The sequence below is a fragment of the Flavobacterium sp. MAHUQ-57 genome, assembly GCF_051908335.1.
Taxonomy (GTDB): Bacteria; Bacteroidota; Bacteroidia; order Flavobacteriales; family Flavobacteriaceae; genus Flavobacterium.
In genome coordinates this window covers 594,914-608,098 of the sequence record NZ_JBPZTE010000006.1, presented here as the reverse complement: position 1 = coordinate 608,098, position 13,185 = coordinate 594,914, and the positions used below count along the sequence as shown (strand labels likewise).

Genomic DNA, 13,185 nt, shown 5'->3' with positions numbered 1-13,185 from the left:
TAGTAAAAGTTAAAATGAAGTTTAGATATATTGTTTTACTTATTGTAATTGTGATTGGTTTTTTATCAGTTGTCTTATTCAAAACCATTAAAGATGCTGATATCGATTATAAATATGGTGAATTTTCACCTGTGTTTCATCAATACGATAGTGCCAAAAGCTATTTTGTAGTTATTGATGAAAAAGAAACCGGTTTTCTATTGAAATACGGTGATGCATTATTGGTCGAAAACAATAAATGTATGACGCATTTAACTGATTACAGCCCAAGTCAAATCGAAGTTTATCAGTTTTTACCGGAAAAAACTTTTGATGTTTTTACTTTACAAGAAGTTAAAGAATTAAAGAAAAGGAACTCGACAAAGTTAGTTTTTGTGCCGGTTAAACATTAAAGAATTTATTAAAATAATCATCGTTTTTCAATAAACCAGTGGCAATATGAGCCATTTCAAATCTTGTCCCATATATTTGCAAAAAAATTAAGAATGAAAAAAATTATCCTGTTTCTTTTTTTATTGTCTTTTAATATTATTAAAGCACAATTAAACTTTTCTAAAAAATCAATTATGGAAAACGTTAATGCAACTGAAGGTGTTACATCTATCCATAGTGTTGATATTGATGGGGATGGAGATAAAGATTTACTTTCAGGAGATGCTTATAAAGTAAAGTGGTTTGAAAATGTGGGCGGTAATAATTCACAAATGATTTCGCATACGATCGGAGATATTGGGGTTTCATATTGTTCTTTCGCAGATATTGACAGAGATGGTGATTTTGACGTCATTGTCCAAAGTTATTTCCAGATTCATTGGATAGAAAATACTAACGGACGTGGAAATTTCGCTTTGCCAAAATTGCTTTTTAGTTCCGATAGAATTCATCATATTTTCATAACAGATTTTGATTTAGATAACGATCTGGATATATTGTATTCATATACTAATTGGAATTATTCGGGTCTAAGTTGGTTAGAAAACACAACTGGTAACGTTTTTAATAATAGAACGATTTCACAATATTCAAGATCAAGAGCAATTTATGCAATCGATATAGACAGGGATAATGATGTTGACATTTTTTCTTTAAATTATGATACGCAAAAAATTGAGTTATTTAGTAATAACGGATCACTTAATTTTACGACACAAGTTATTACAAATGGAAGGGATAATGGCTATGGGACAATGAATTTTTCAGATATTGATAACGATAATGACCAAGATTTGATAGTTAGTAATTCTGCCGGTTATACTACTTCAATAGAAGAAATAAATATTTTTAAGAATAATGGAACAGGAAATTTAACTTTATTCAGGACATTGGTAACTAACGGGATTGGTTTGTCTAATCTGCTTACAAAAGATTTGGATAATGATAATGATTTGGACATTGTTGTTTCGTGTTATAATGATGATAAAGTTTCATGGTTTAAAAATAATGATGGCTTAGGAAATTTCTCTAACATTTCAGTTATCAATGATAAGTTGAATGGTGCTAAAGCGGTTTGTGCTTATGACTATGACGGAGATAATGATATTGATGTCCTTTCTGCTTCACAAATAGAAGATAAAATTGTATTACATGAAAACTTAAATGGAGTAGCAAGCTTTGGTCCTGAGAAAATTTTAACCAGAAGCATTAATAATCCAAAAAAATCGATTACTGCAGATATTGATGGAGACGGGATTAAAGATGTACTTTCAATTTCATATAATGATGCAAAACTTGCATGGTATAAAAACTTAGACGGACGTGGTAATTTTGGATTACAAAACTTAATATCAGCGGATTTATACAGTTTAGGAGATGTTGCTGCCGTTGACTTAGACCAAGATGGTGATCTTGATGTTATTTCAGGTGAAAATCATAGTTCTCAAAGTGTGTTTGTGTGGTACGAAAATCTCGATGGTAGAGGAAGATTCAGTGCACAACGTTTGATAGCGATTAATAGGGGGTTATTTGGCATTGCCACTGGTGACTTGGATAATGATGGCGATAATGATTTTGTAATAACAGGTGGAAGTGTAGAGAACAGTTTGACATGGTATAAAAATCTAGGGCAGGGAAACTTTGCAATGCAATCAATTCCAACACCTGATATAAGTGTTTTTGGAGATCAACTTTATATTAAAGATATTAATAGTGACGGGAAAAATGATATTGTAATTCTGGCTGGGGCTACAGTTTCTTGGTATGCTAATGACGGTTCTGGTAATTTCACCCAAAAAACGTTTGTAGGAAGTTTTTATGATGGCCATTCTTTAAGTATTGAGGATCTTGATGGAGATGGCGATTTGGATTTTGTTTTAGCACATGAAGCAACTTTTGATGGTAATAATAGGGTAGTCTGGTATGAAAATTTAGACGGTAACGGAAATTTTGGTCCAGTAATAGTGATTGACTCAAGAATTCCTAGTTCAAGTTTTGGAGGGTATTCCATAGAAATCCAAGCTAAAGACTTAGATTCGGATGGGGATGTTGATATTGTAGGCAGATCTGATCATAATAGTAATATCGTTTGGTATGAAAATTTAGATGGTAAAGGAACTTTTACCCAACAAGTTATTCTTTTTACAGAAACAGGTTTTGATATAAATTCAATGTTCTTAGATGATATTGATAGTGATGGTTATACAGACATTTTAACATCAATTGTTAATGATAATTATCTGAATACGGTTAAAACAGATAAAATCACCTACTTTAAAAATTTAGGACCTGCATTTAACAAAATTAATGGTTTTGTAAGGGCAGGATTAAATGTAGATGACTGTAATATACCTGTCAATAATTTAAAGGTTACTACAAATAATGGTACCGATACAATTTCAACATTTACAACAAAAACAGGATATTTTCAGTATTATGTTGATCCCGGAAACTATACCACTACAATTCCTTCAACATTGAGAAATTTCAATATTTCAGCACCTGTTTCACACAATTCTTTGTTTGTAGGTATAGGAAATATTGATGTCGCTAATTTTTGCTTGTATCCAAGTGAAATAGTTAATGATTTAAATGTGGTTTTAGTACCTTTAAACCAGCCAAGACCTGGCTTTGAAACAAGCTATCAAATCGTATTTAACAATGTAGGTAATACGAGGTTAAATGGAAAAATCACATTGGTTTTCGATGATTCTAAATTGACTTTTAATTCAGCCAGTATTACGCCCAACGCCATAACGAATAATTCACTTACTTTTGACTTTGTCAATCTTAATCCATTTGAAACAAGGACAATAAATTTGAGTTTTAGTATTGCTGCACCACCAACTGTGGAGATTAACGACTCTCTTGTATATTCCCTTTCAATAGATTCACAGAATGAGGATTCAACTCCTGATGATAATTTATATATTTTGAACCAAGTTGTAATTGGTTCTTTTGACCCTAATGATATAACGTGTCTTGAAGGAGAAAGTATTACAATAGATCAAGCCAAAAATGAACTACATTATTTGATACGCTTTCAAAATAAAGGTACGGCAAGTGCCATTAATGTCAGAATTGAAAACACATTAGAAGACAAACTGGATTGGGAAACATTTCAGCTAATAAATTCCAGCCATAATAATAGAGTTGAAATTAAAAACGGAAATAAAGTATCATTCTTTTTTGACAAAATTAATTTACCGCATGAAGCAGAAAACGAACCAGCTTCACATGGCTTCGTAGCTTATAAAATCAAACCAAAAGACAATGTTGTGATTGGAGATGTTTTTCAAAATAAGGCAGACATTTTCTTCGATTTTAACCTGCCGGTAGTAACAAATACCGCATTAACAGAAATTAAAAAAAGAAATTCAAATAATAATCATCAATTTAATTTATATCCGTCACCGGTAATTGATATTTTAAAAATTAGATCAAAAACCGAAATAGTTAAAATTGAAATTTTTAATGAACTTGGACAATTAGTGCTTTCTAATTCAAATCAAAATTTTATCTATGTAACAAATTTATCTTCAGGTCTTTATATTTGTAAAGCAACAGATAAAAATAACATTAGCGAAGCACAAAAAATAATAAAAAATTAATTTAGATAAAATGAAAATCATTGCCGTAATTCCAGCCCGCTATGCTTCATCTCGTTTTCCTGCTAAACTAATGCAGGATTTGGGTGGAAAAACCGTCATTCTGAGAACATATGAAGCAGCGATTACAACACATTTGTTTGACGATGTTTTTGTGGTAACCGATTCGGATTTGATTTTCAATGAAATTACTTCCAATGGAGGAAAAGCCATTATGAGTATAAAGGAGCACGAAAGCGGAAGCGACCGTATAGCGGAAGCAGTTCTAAATATGGAAGTCGATGTTGTGATTAATGTTCAAGGAGACGAACCATTCATTGATAAAGAACCTTTGGAAAAAGTGATTGAAGTCTTTAGAAATGATACCGATAAAAAAGTGGATTTAGCCTCGTTAATGTTCGAAATAAAAGACAAAACGGATATAGAAAACCCGAATAATGTTAAAGTTATTGTTGATCAACAAGGCTTTGCTTTGTATTTTTCACGCTCTGTAATTCCTTACCCAAGAGAAGAAAATGTAGGTGTGCGCTATATGAAACACATCGGAATTTATGCCTTCAGAAAAGAAGCGTTAATGGATTTTTATACTTTGCCAATGTTGTCACTGGAGGCTTCTGAAAAACTAGAACAACTCCGCTATTTGGAATATGGGAAACGTATACGTATGGTTGAAACTTCACATGCAAGTATAGGAATTGACACGCCAGAAGATTTAGAAAAAGCTAGAAAGCTTTTCTAATTATTTGATTTGAAAGTAGAAACTTCGGACGAAAGTAATATCTGAAAATTCAGTAAAATCAGTCATTTTTGTGCCATTTTGGATAAAAACATAGTTGAGATTCAATTTGGAAAACTTGTCGTTCAAAAATTCAATCAATGTAGAATCATTATAGTATTCATAGTCAAATTGAGGTATGCCTTTTAATTCTTCAGGAACCGATTTTTTTTTGATACCAACACTCCCTTTTACAAAATAAAATTTTCCTTCCGGAGAAATTTTATAGTTCAAGGTGCAATTTTTAGGATCGAAATGGCTTGGTTGCTTTGATTTGTAACTTTCAATATCTTTTTCTTCCAACACAAGTAAAGAAAGTGGATTTCTTCCTTTTTGAATGCCGGTTTTAGATTCTTTGTTAATGATAAAATGTTCAAATTGAATTTGAATTGGTTTCTTCTCAATACTTTGTCCAAAAGAAAATACAGAAGTGAATAAAAATAAATTGAAAAAGATGAATTTCATTTTAATGGATTAAATAAAAATAAAAGTACAAAATATATTTAATGCATTTCTTTTAGTTATTCAAAAGTGTACAATTTCACAATTTTGATATCAAATGAATTTCGTATTTTTATAGAAAACCAGATAAAATATGAAGTCGATCCTTTCTAAGATTATTTTACGATTTATTTCAAAAAACGGTGACAAAGAGTTAACACGATATCAGGTTGCCAAAAAAAGACGTGATTTTGTTGTTAATTTAAAACGAGGGTTAAAAGATTTTGTTTTAATAGGTATCGGTATTTTTTCCGCTTCTTTCGGATTTAAAGCATTTTTGCTTACAAATAATTTTATCGATGGTGGAGCTACGGGTATTTCGTTATTAATTTCAGCGATAACTGAAATTCCGTTGTATTGGTTAATTATAGGAGTTAATCTTCCTTTCATTCTATTAGGATACAAGGTTATTGGAAAACAATTTGCTTTTAAAACGACCTTGGCAATTTTAGGTTTGTCGCTTTGTTTGGCAACAATAACTTTTCCAAATGTCACAAATGACAATTTATTGGTGGCAATTTTTGGTGGTTTTTTCTTGGGAGCTGGAATCGGATTTTCAGTCAGAGGTGGTGCTGTAATTGATGGAACAGAGGTTTTAGCCATTTATTTGAGTCGCAAATTTGGAACCACTATTGGTGATGTTATTATTGTGATCAACATTCTTATATTTTCTTCGGCAGCTTATTTTTTAGGGATTGATATTGCTTTGTATTCCATGATTACCTATTTATCGGCATCCAAAACTTTGGATTTTATTATTGAAGGTATCGATGAATATATAGGAGTGACGATTGTTTCATCAAATAGCGATACGATACGACAAATGATTATCGAAGTAATGGGAAGAGGAGTAACGGTTTACAGTGGACATAGGGGTTTTGGAAAACGAGGGGAAACGAAAGAAACCGAAATTATTTATACCGTTATTACCCGTTTGGAACTCAACAAATTGAACACTGAAATCGAAAAAATTGACCCACATTGTTTCATTGTTATGAATAGTGTAAAAGATACCAAAGGCGGAATGATTAAAAGAAGACCACTAAAACATTAGTGGTTTTCATTGCTAAAAATGAACAATTCGTTATCACCTTCTACACGAGACACTTTAATAACGGTTTTGAATTTTGATTGCAATAATTTTTCAAACTTTTTATTTCTTTCGTAATCATCACTCAGAGTTACAATTGAATTGAATAATACAAAACCATTATTGGTTAAAATACGTTTTATGTTGGTGATGAATTCGTCAGTGAATAGAAAATCAGGCATTATTTTATCTTGAAAAATATCAATAATCAACAAATCGAATTTTCCGGATGTGGTTTTGATGTATTCTGATGCATCATTAATTACGATTTCTAAATTTGATATAGTATTCAAACTAAAATAGGTATTGGCCAATGCAATGGTTTTTTCGTCAATTTCAACTCCAGTTATTTTTCCATTAGTATGGTATTCTTTTCGAAGAGTTTGTATTACGCTTCCACCAGCTACGCCAAGTAATAATATTGATTCAGCTTGGGTTATTCGGTCTTTTCCAATGCGATTCAAACCAATTCGCATTACGCGTTGTAAACTACCATAAGAGAAATTGGTATTTTTAGAATCCAAAACCAATTGACCATTATTCCAGGTAATTTCCAAATTTTGATTGATATCGGATAGGGTTTGATGAATTGTAATTGGATAAAAATAGCTTAAAATGCGCTTGAAATTCATGAATCAAATTTTCTATTCGTAAATATAATGCTATTTTTGAGCAAACTTTTATTATGAAAAAGAAACTCTACGAATTTATTTTTTTCAAATTGATGGGCTGGGAAATAGTTGGTCAATTTGATACTTCAATAAAAAAATGTGTTTTACCAGTAGTGCCGCATACAAGTTGGCACGATTTCTATATAGGTTTACTTACTAGAGGCTGTATGGATATGGAAATAAATTTCGTAGGTAAAAAAGAATTGTTTGTATTTCCATTTGGTTATTATTTCAAATGGGTAGGAGGTACACCTTTAAATCGTTTTACCAATGAAAATAAAGTAGATGCGATTGCTAAAATTTTTCATGAAAAAGAAGTTTTTAGATTAGCAATTTCCCCAGAAGGTACGCGAAAAAAAGTAACAGAATGGAGAACGGGATTCTATTATATCGCTTTAAAAGGAGAAGTTCCTATTGTGCCAATAGGTTTTGATTGGAAGAATAAAAAGGTAATTGTTTTCCCGACGATGTATCCAACAGGTGATAAAGAAGTCGATTTTACAATTTTAGAAGGCTATTTTAATGGGATTATAGGCAAAGTTCCAGAAAATAGTTTCACGAAATAAAAAAAATACACTTTTTTAAAACCAAAGATTTACATTTTTCGTAGATGTAGTTATAACGCTAAAACTATAAGCTATGAAAAACTTTTTTATCTCCGTGGTAGTCATTGGACTCCTAACTGTATCATGTTCAAATGATGATGATTCTTCAAATGATGAATTAAAATTGGTTACAACCAGTAACACTTCGTCTAAGGTTTCTTATACTAATTATTTATCATCTACTACCGAAGCCAAGTCGTTTACAGTCGCTGGTGCGGATGCTGATGGAGCCTATTTCGACAGTGAAAACGATGAACTTATTATTGCTTCTCGAACCAACAATCGTTTGGAATTGTATACTGGATTAAATGCTTCGGTAAAAAATAATGAGGACAATTTGAATCTGAGTTTTTCCAGTACTTCTGATTTTAACAACCCAAGAGAGATTGCAGTCATAAACGACAAAGTGGTTGTTACGCAAGATCAAAATGCAGCGAATGGTAATGTAAATAAACTGGTTGTTTATCAAAAAACAGCAACAGGATTTACCTTATTAAACTCTTACACTGTAAATTTTAAAACTTGGGGTATTCATATTGATGGAAATACTTTATATGCTGTTGCTGATTTAACGAGTGATCTTGTAGTATTTAATGACTTTTTTTCAAATCCAAGTGGCAGTATAACACCTTCTAAAAGAGTCACAATTCAAGGTTTGGTGAGAACTCACGGAATTACTTTTTCAAAAAAACATAACACAATGGTTTTGACGGATGTAGGTAGCGCTGCTTCAAGTACTGATGGAGGTGTTATAGTAATTAAAAACTTCACAAATGTACTAATGGAAACTCCAGATATGGGCACAATTTCTTCAGACGATCAAATTAGAGTGTACGGAGCAAATTCAAAATTAGGAAACCCTGTAGATGTGGCTTACGATGAAGAAACAAAATACATTTATGTAGCTGAACGTTTGAGTGGAGGAGGACAGGTGTTGGTTTTCGGAATGCCAACAAGTAATGGAGATGTGTTACCTATTAGTTCTAGAATTGAAGCCGGAATTTCATCGGTTTACTTAATCAGGAAATAGTTTAGTTAGTTATTAATTTTTGTGTAAAGGCCTTAGTATAATATTATCTGTAGTAAGGCCTTTGGTTTTTATAAATTTTAAAACTACCATTTTTGAAAAAAATTACAATTTGTTCTATTTCTTCATCAACTTTGATGCTTTCAAAATTTTGCGTATTTAAATCTGTTTCTTTTTGATTTTCATCCACGGGCTTATTTTCAATTTCAGTTTGGGGAGCAGAAAATAGGTCGGTGGGTATTGGTTGGATTATTTCATTGGAAATTGATTCTAAATTTGAAGAAGGTAAAGAAGAAGGCTTTTTTTCGATTGCGCTTTCAATTTGAAGCTCATTTTTTGGAAAATTACCAACTCCGTTAATAATCCAATACAAATCCACTTCAGGAAATTCATTTACAATTTTAAGTATTAAATCTAAACTTGGTTTATTTCTACCTGAAAGGAGGTGGGATAAACTGGAACGTTGCACTCCTATTCTATCCGCAAATGAAGAAGCTGATAAACTATAGTATTCCAAAATTAGCTCCAATCTTTTAATGAAATCATCGATGTTTACCATTGTGAATTAGGCTTTAAATTACCTGTTAACAAATGTAAATAAAAAGAAGAAGACTACCAACTTTACAAATGTGAATAAAGTTTTGAATGTAAATTATGGCTTTATGTAAATTAATTTAAAAGCTTGATAATTAATAATATAGGTATTTACATTAATTACTTAGAAATTAATAATTAGCAGAGATGAGGGGCTTAGTTATTAATGCTTATCTTATGTTTACATTAATAAACAAATAGTTCTATTTTTAAGTTTACAATTGTAAAAAATAAGTTGTTTACATTTGTAAAAAGATAATACGAATGGATTTTAATGTAATTTTTAAACAATTTAAAGAACAAACAATTTCAGGAAGGTATATTACCAATAATCACATTGAACCTTTATTAAAAGATTTAGAACACTACTTTAAAGTTTCTGTTATAGGTGAATCTGTTAAAGGAAAACCAATTCATGCAGTTCGTATTGGTGAAGGAAAAACAAAAATTTTTATGTGGTCTCAAATGCATGGCAATGAAGCAACAACTACAAAGGCTTTATTTGACTTGTTTAATTTCCTAAAAGAAGACACTTCTGATGCAATTAAGTTTAAAAGCGAATTCACTTTATTGTGCATACCAATTCTAAATCCAGATGGAGCTGAAGCATACACTCGGGTTAATGCGAATGAAGTAGATTTGAATCGTGATTCGGTTAATTTGTCACAACCCGAAAGTCAAGTATTACGCAAAACTTTTGAAGCTTTCCAGCCTGATTTTTGCTATAATTTACACGATCAACGTACTATTTTTGCCGCCGGTGATACTCAAAATCCTGCTACTGTTTCTTTTTTGGCACCAGCTTACGATGAAGAAAGAAATTATAATGATAATCGTTCAAAGGCAGTTTCAGTGATAGTTGCCATGAATAATGAGCTTCAAAAACACATTCCAGATCAGGTTGGACGATTTGATGATTCGTATAATATTAACTGTATTGGCGATATGTTTCAATCACTAAATGTACCTACAATTTTATTTGAGGCCGGTCACTTTCAAGGTGATTATCAGAGAGAAGAGACTAGAAAATTCATTTTTATTGCTTTGCTTACTAGTTTGTACTATATAAACGAAAACGATATAGTAGTTAATAATGTTAACGAATATTTAAGAATTCCGCAAAATCATATTAAATTCGTCGATATTGTTTGTAGAAAATTTAGTGTTTTTGTTGATTCTTTAAAAATAATTACTAATTTTGCCATTCAATTTAAAGAAGTTCTTAAAGATAATAAAGTTGAGTTTGAAGCGTTTATTGTTGAAGTTGATGAAAATCTAAACACAATTGGGCATTTGGAATACGATGGGAAAGAAGGTTTATATTCAGACGCATCGAATAATATTCCAGAAATAGGTAAAAGAGCCGATTTTTATTTAAACGATAACATTAAATTTGAGAATGGAATAATTAAAATGTAGTATTTTTGCCACGTTTTAAAAAAGCACAAACAACAAACATAAATAGTAAAGTTAAATTAAAGAGATACGTTATGAGTAAATTTCGTTTAGATGAAGTAGATCACCAGATTCTGGATATGTTAATTGATAACACAAGAATTCCATTCACTGATATCGCAAAAAAACTATTAATTTCAGCAGGAACCGTTCACGTTCGTGTAAAGAAATTAGAAGATGCAGGTATTATTCAAGGTTCATCGTTGACATTGGATTATGAAAAATTAGGTTATTCATTCATAGCTTATGTTGGTGTTTTCTTAAATAATACTTCTCAAACGAAATTTGTTTTGGAAAGAATTAATGAAATCCCTTACGTAACCGTTGCACACGTAACAACTGGGAAGTTTAATATTTTTTGTAAAATTAGAGCTAGAGATACAAAACATGCAAAAGATGTTATCTACATGATTGACGATATCGAAGGAGTATACAGAACAGAAACAATGATTTCTCTTGACGAGAGTATCAACGATAAAAAAAGATTGATGCACACCATTTTTAGAGAAATGTAAGATATGAAAGGCCTTTTTTAAGGTCTTTTTTTTATCTTTATGTCATGAAAAACTTACAGCCAGGAGAATTTCCTGAACACTACATACCGTATATCAATGCGGTTAAGTCTCTTGACATCGTTGATGGCTTAGAAGATAACATGAATGATTTTTTTAACTTTATAGAAAATATTGTTCCCGACAATAAATACGAGTACCGTTATCAGCCTGAAAAATGGACTATTAAAGATATTGTACAGCATATAATAGATGCAGAGCGGATTTTTGTTTACAGAGCGCTTAGAATGGCTCGTTTTGATCGAACTCCCTTGACTGGTTTCGAAGAAAATGATTATGTTCCTGTAGCGGATGCTAATCGAAGAAGTATGTCCGATTTACTTCAGGAGTTTTTAATGGTTCGAAAGGCGACAATTTGTTTATTTGAGAGTTTTTCGGAAGAAATGCTATTAAGTAAAGGAATTGCTAACGGTAAGGAAATATCAGTAAGAGCAATCGGATATATTGTTACCGGTCATTGCATTCATCATCAGAATGTAATCAAGGAAAGGTATTTATAACACCTTTCCTTCAATAATTACATCTTCAATCAGATTACTTCCAAATTCATAAGGCAATTGATAGTAAGACACTAATGGTTTTGTAATAATCAAATTGGCTTTCTTTCCTTTTGTAATACTTCCATGAGTTGTAGAAAGTCCCATTGCATATGCTCCGTTAATTGTTGCTGCATTGATGGCTTCTTCAGGTGTCATTTTCATTTTGATGCAAGCTGTTGCAACAACAAAATTCATATTGCCTGAAGGTGTGGTACCTGGATTAAAATCGGTTGCCAAGGCTAAAGGTAATCCAGCTTCCATCATCTTACGAGCTGGTGTGTAAGGAATGCTGATAAAGTAAGAGCAGCTTGGTAATGCAACGGGCATGGTTGCACTTCCTTTCAAAACTTCAATGTCTTCGTCGGTAACAATTTCTAAATGATCTACAGTTAATGCATTATGTTTTACACAAGCTTCAATTCCGTTGATAGCTGTAAATTGATTTACATGAATTTTAGGGATTAAACCGTATTTTTTTCCTGTCTCCATGATTTTTTCAGTTTCTTCTACAGAAAAATAACCAGTTTCTAAAAATGCATCTATATAGTCTGCTAAATCCTCTTCCGCTATTTTGGGTAACATTTCATTAATAATCAAATCAATGTAAGCAGCATGGTTTTCTTTATATTGTGTTGGAAAAGCATGTGCGCCCAAGAAAGTCGACTTAATAGCTATCGGATAGTTTTCAGATAGTTTGCGGATAACTCTCAGCATTTTTAATTCTCCTTCAACAGTTAAGCCATAGCCTGATTTGATTTCAACTGCTCCTGTGCCTTGTTGCATAACTTCTTCCAAACGAATCTTAGATTGCTCATAAATTTCCTCTTCAGAAGTTTCATTCAGTTTTTTGGCGGAATTCAAAATGCCTCCGCCACGATTGGCAATTTCTTCGTAACTCAATCCGTTGATGCGATCTACGAATTCCTGAACACGATTTCCGGCATAAACAATATGAGTATGACTATCGCACCAAGTTGGTAAAACCACTCTTCCTTTGGCGTTAATAATAGAATCTACTTCAAATTGCGGACATTGATCCATTGAACCGAAATCGGCAATCAAATTGTCTTCTATCAATACATAGGCATTGTCAATTTTGGGTAGAATAGCCATTTCTTTTCCTGAAACTTTAGAAATAGCTGCTTCCCTGATTTGTAGTAGTTCTTTGATATTTTTGATTAGGATCTTCATAATTCAATTTTATGTAAAAGTACTATTGTTTCTGGAATTTTATAGAAATTCGATTTTGTATGACATGAAAAGTGTAAAAATAGTTGGTGTAAAATGTTAAAATGATAATGTAATTTCTTAAATTT

General features: G+C 31.6%; 13 protein-coding genes. 9 read left to right on the top strand and 4 right to left on the bottom strand.

The window, feature by feature from the left end; translation table 11 throughout:
• Positions 1 to 14 precede the first annotated feature (14 nt).
• The 3 genes from ACS8MM_RS03105 to kdsB all read left to right on the top strand — a co-directional run bounded on the left by ACS8MM_RS03105 (position 15) and on the right by kdsB (position 4,779).
• Positions 15 to 392 carry a hypothetical protein gene (locus ACS8MM_RS03105; RefSeq protein WP_379712926.1) on the top strand — a complete coding sequence of 126 codons (378 nt, stop codon included), beginning with the start codon at positions 15 to 17 and terminating at the stop codon, positions 390 to 392.
• A 93-nt stretch (positions 393 to 485) separates the two neighbouring features.
• On the top strand, positions 486 to 4,043 hold the full coding sequence (locus ACS8MM_RS03100; RefSeq protein ID WP_379712924.1) for a T9SS type A sorting domain-containing protein: 3,558 nt from the start codon (positions 486 to 488) through the stop codon (positions 4,041 to 4,043).
• 10 nt (positions 4,044 to 4,053) lie between these two features.
• Positions 4,054 to 4,779 carry a 3-deoxy-manno-octulosonate cytidylyltransferase gene (kdsB, locus tag ACS8MM_RS03095; protein WP_379712922.1) on the top strand — a complete coding sequence of 242 codons (726 nt, stop codon included), beginning with the start codon at positions 4,054 to 4,056 and terminating at the stop codon, positions 4,777 to 4,779.
• On the opposite strand, the gene ACS8MM_RS03090 is transcribed toward kdsB, so the two are convergent.
• Positions 4,780 to 5,280 carry a hypothetical protein gene (locus ACS8MM_RS03090; protein ID WP_379712920.1) on the bottom strand — a complete coding sequence of 167 codons (501 nt, stop codon included), beginning with the start codon at positions 5,278 to 5,280 and terminating at the stop codon, positions 4,780 to 4,782.
• A 130-nt stretch (positions 5,281 to 5,410) separates the two neighbouring features.
• Here ACS8MM_RS03090 and ACS8MM_RS03085 point away from each other — a divergent pair, with 130 nt between their 5' ends.
• Positions 5,411 to 6,370, top strand: coding sequence for a YitT family protein (locus tag ACS8MM_RS03085; protein ID WP_379712918.1), 960 nt, complete (start codon positions 5,411 to 5,413; stop codon positions 6,368 to 6,370).
• On the opposite strand, the gene ACS8MM_RS03080 is transcribed toward ACS8MM_RS03085, so the two are convergent.
• Positions 6,367 to 7,038 carry a spermidine synthase gene (locus ACS8MM_RS03080; RefSeq protein ID WP_379712916.1) on the bottom strand — a complete coding sequence of 224 codons (672 nt, stop codon included), beginning with the start codon at positions 7,036 to 7,038 and terminating at the stop codon, positions 6,367 to 6,369. The genes ACS8MM_RS03085 and ACS8MM_RS03080 overlap by 4 nt on opposite strands.
• Before the next feature lie 53 nt (positions 7,039 to 7,091).
• On the opposite strand from ACS8MM_RS03080, the gene ACS8MM_RS03075 reads away from it, so the two are divergent.
• Positions 7,092 to 7,643, top strand: a complete 552-nt coding sequence (locus tag ACS8MM_RS03075) for a 1-acyl-sn-glycerol-3-phosphate acyltransferase (RefSeq protein WP_379712914.1) — start codon at positions 7,092 to 7,094, stop codon at positions 7,641 to 7,643.
• Between the two features lie 73 nt (positions 7,644 to 7,716).
• A complete protein-coding gene (locus tag ACS8MM_RS03070; RefSeq protein WP_379712912.1) occupies positions 7,717 to 8,712 on the top strand; it encodes a hypothetical protein in 996 nt (331 codons plus the stop codon).
• 43 nt (positions 8,713 to 8,755) lie between these two features.
• Here the strand turns inward: ACS8MM_RS03070 and ACS8MM_RS03065 are convergent, their stop codons facing one another.
• Complete coding sequence (locus ACS8MM_RS03065) at positions 8,756 to 9,268, bottom strand: helix-turn-helix domain-containing protein (RefSeq protein ID WP_379712910.1); 513 nt, start codon at positions 9,266 to 9,268, stop codon at positions 8,756 to 8,758.
• Between the two features lie 299 nt (positions 9,269 to 9,567).
• Between ACS8MM_RS03065 and ACS8MM_RS03060 the strand changes: the two genes are divergently transcribed.
• The 3 genes from ACS8MM_RS03060 to ACS8MM_RS03050 all read left to right on the top strand — a co-directional run bounded on the left by ACS8MM_RS03060 (position 9,568) and on the right by ACS8MM_RS03050 (position 11,830).
• Entirely contained in the window at positions 9,568 to 10,722 is a 1,155-nt protein-coding gene (locus ACS8MM_RS03060) for a M14 family metallopeptidase (protein ID WP_379712908.1), read from the top strand.
• Positions 10,723 to 10,793: 71 nt separating this feature from the next.
• Positions 10,794 to 11,273 carry an Lrp/AsnC family transcriptional regulator gene (locus ACS8MM_RS03055; RefSeq protein WP_129435333.1) on the top strand — a complete coding sequence of 160 codons (480 nt, stop codon included), beginning with the start codon at positions 10,794 to 10,796 and terminating at the stop codon, positions 11,271 to 11,273.
• A 44-nt stretch (positions 11,274 to 11,317) separates the two neighbouring features.
• A complete protein-coding gene (locus ACS8MM_RS03050) occupies positions 11,318 to 11,830 on the top strand; it encodes a DinB family protein (RefSeq protein ID WP_379712906.1) in 513 nt (170 codons plus the stop codon).
• Here the strand turns inward: ACS8MM_RS03050 and hutI are convergent.
• Positions 11,825 to 13,060 (bottom strand): imidazolonepropionase, encoded by a 1,236-nt coding sequence (hutI, locus tag ACS8MM_RS03045; RefSeq protein WP_379712904.1) that lies wholly within the window; start codon positions 13,058 to 13,060, stop codon positions 11,825 to 11,827. The two genes, ACS8MM_RS03050 and hutI, sit on opposite strands and share 6 nt — an antisense overlap.
• Positions 13,061 to 13,185: the final 125 nt, after the last annotated feature.

Coding starts and splice junctions, on each gene's coding strand:
- ACS8MM_RS03105 (WP_379712926.1), top strand. CDS start 15: ATGAAGTTTAGATATATTGTTTTACTTATTGTAATTGTGATTGGTTTT.
- ACS8MM_RS03100 (WP_379712924.1), top strand. CDS start 486: ATGAAAAAAATTATCCTGTTTCTTTTTTTATTGTCTTTTAATATTATT.
- kdsB (WP_379712922.1), top strand. CDS start 4,054: ATGAAAATCATTGCCGTAATTCCAGCCCGCTATGCTTCATCTCGTTTT.
- ACS8MM_RS03090 (WP_379712920.1), bottom strand. CDS start 5,280: ATGAAATTCATCTTTTTCAATTTATTTTTATTCACTTCTGTATTTTCT.
- ACS8MM_RS03085 (WP_379712918.1), top strand. CDS start 5,411: ATGAAGTCGATCCTTTCTAAGATTATTTTACGATTTATTTCAAAAAAC.
- ACS8MM_RS03080 (WP_379712916.1), bottom strand. CDS start 7,038: ATGAATTTCAAGCGCATTTTAAGCTATTTTTATCCAATTACAATTCAT.
- ACS8MM_RS03075 (WP_379712914.1), top strand. CDS start 7,092: ATGAAAAAGAAACTCTACGAATTTATTTTTTTCAAATTGATGGGCTGG.
- ACS8MM_RS03070 (WP_379712912.1), top strand. CDS start 7,717: ATGAAAAACTTTTTTATCTCCGTGGTAGTCATTGGACTCCTAACTGTA.
- ACS8MM_RS03065 (WP_379712910.1), bottom strand. CDS start 9,268: ATGGTAAACATCGATGATTTCATTAAAAGATTGGAGCTAATTTTGGAA.
- ACS8MM_RS03060 (WP_379712908.1), top strand. CDS start 9,568: ATGGATTTTAATGTAATTTTTAAACAATTTAAAGAACAAACAATTTCA.
- ACS8MM_RS03055 (WP_129435333.1), top strand. CDS start 10,794: ATGAGTAAATTTCGTTTAGATGAAGTAGATCACCAGATTCTGGATATG.
- ACS8MM_RS03050 (WP_379712906.1), top strand. CDS start 11,318: ATGAAAAACTTACAGCCAGGAGAATTTCCTGAACACTACATACCGTAT.
- hutI (WP_379712904.1), bottom strand. CDS start 13,060: ATGAAGATCCTAATCAAAAATATCAAAGAACTACTACAAATCAGGGAA.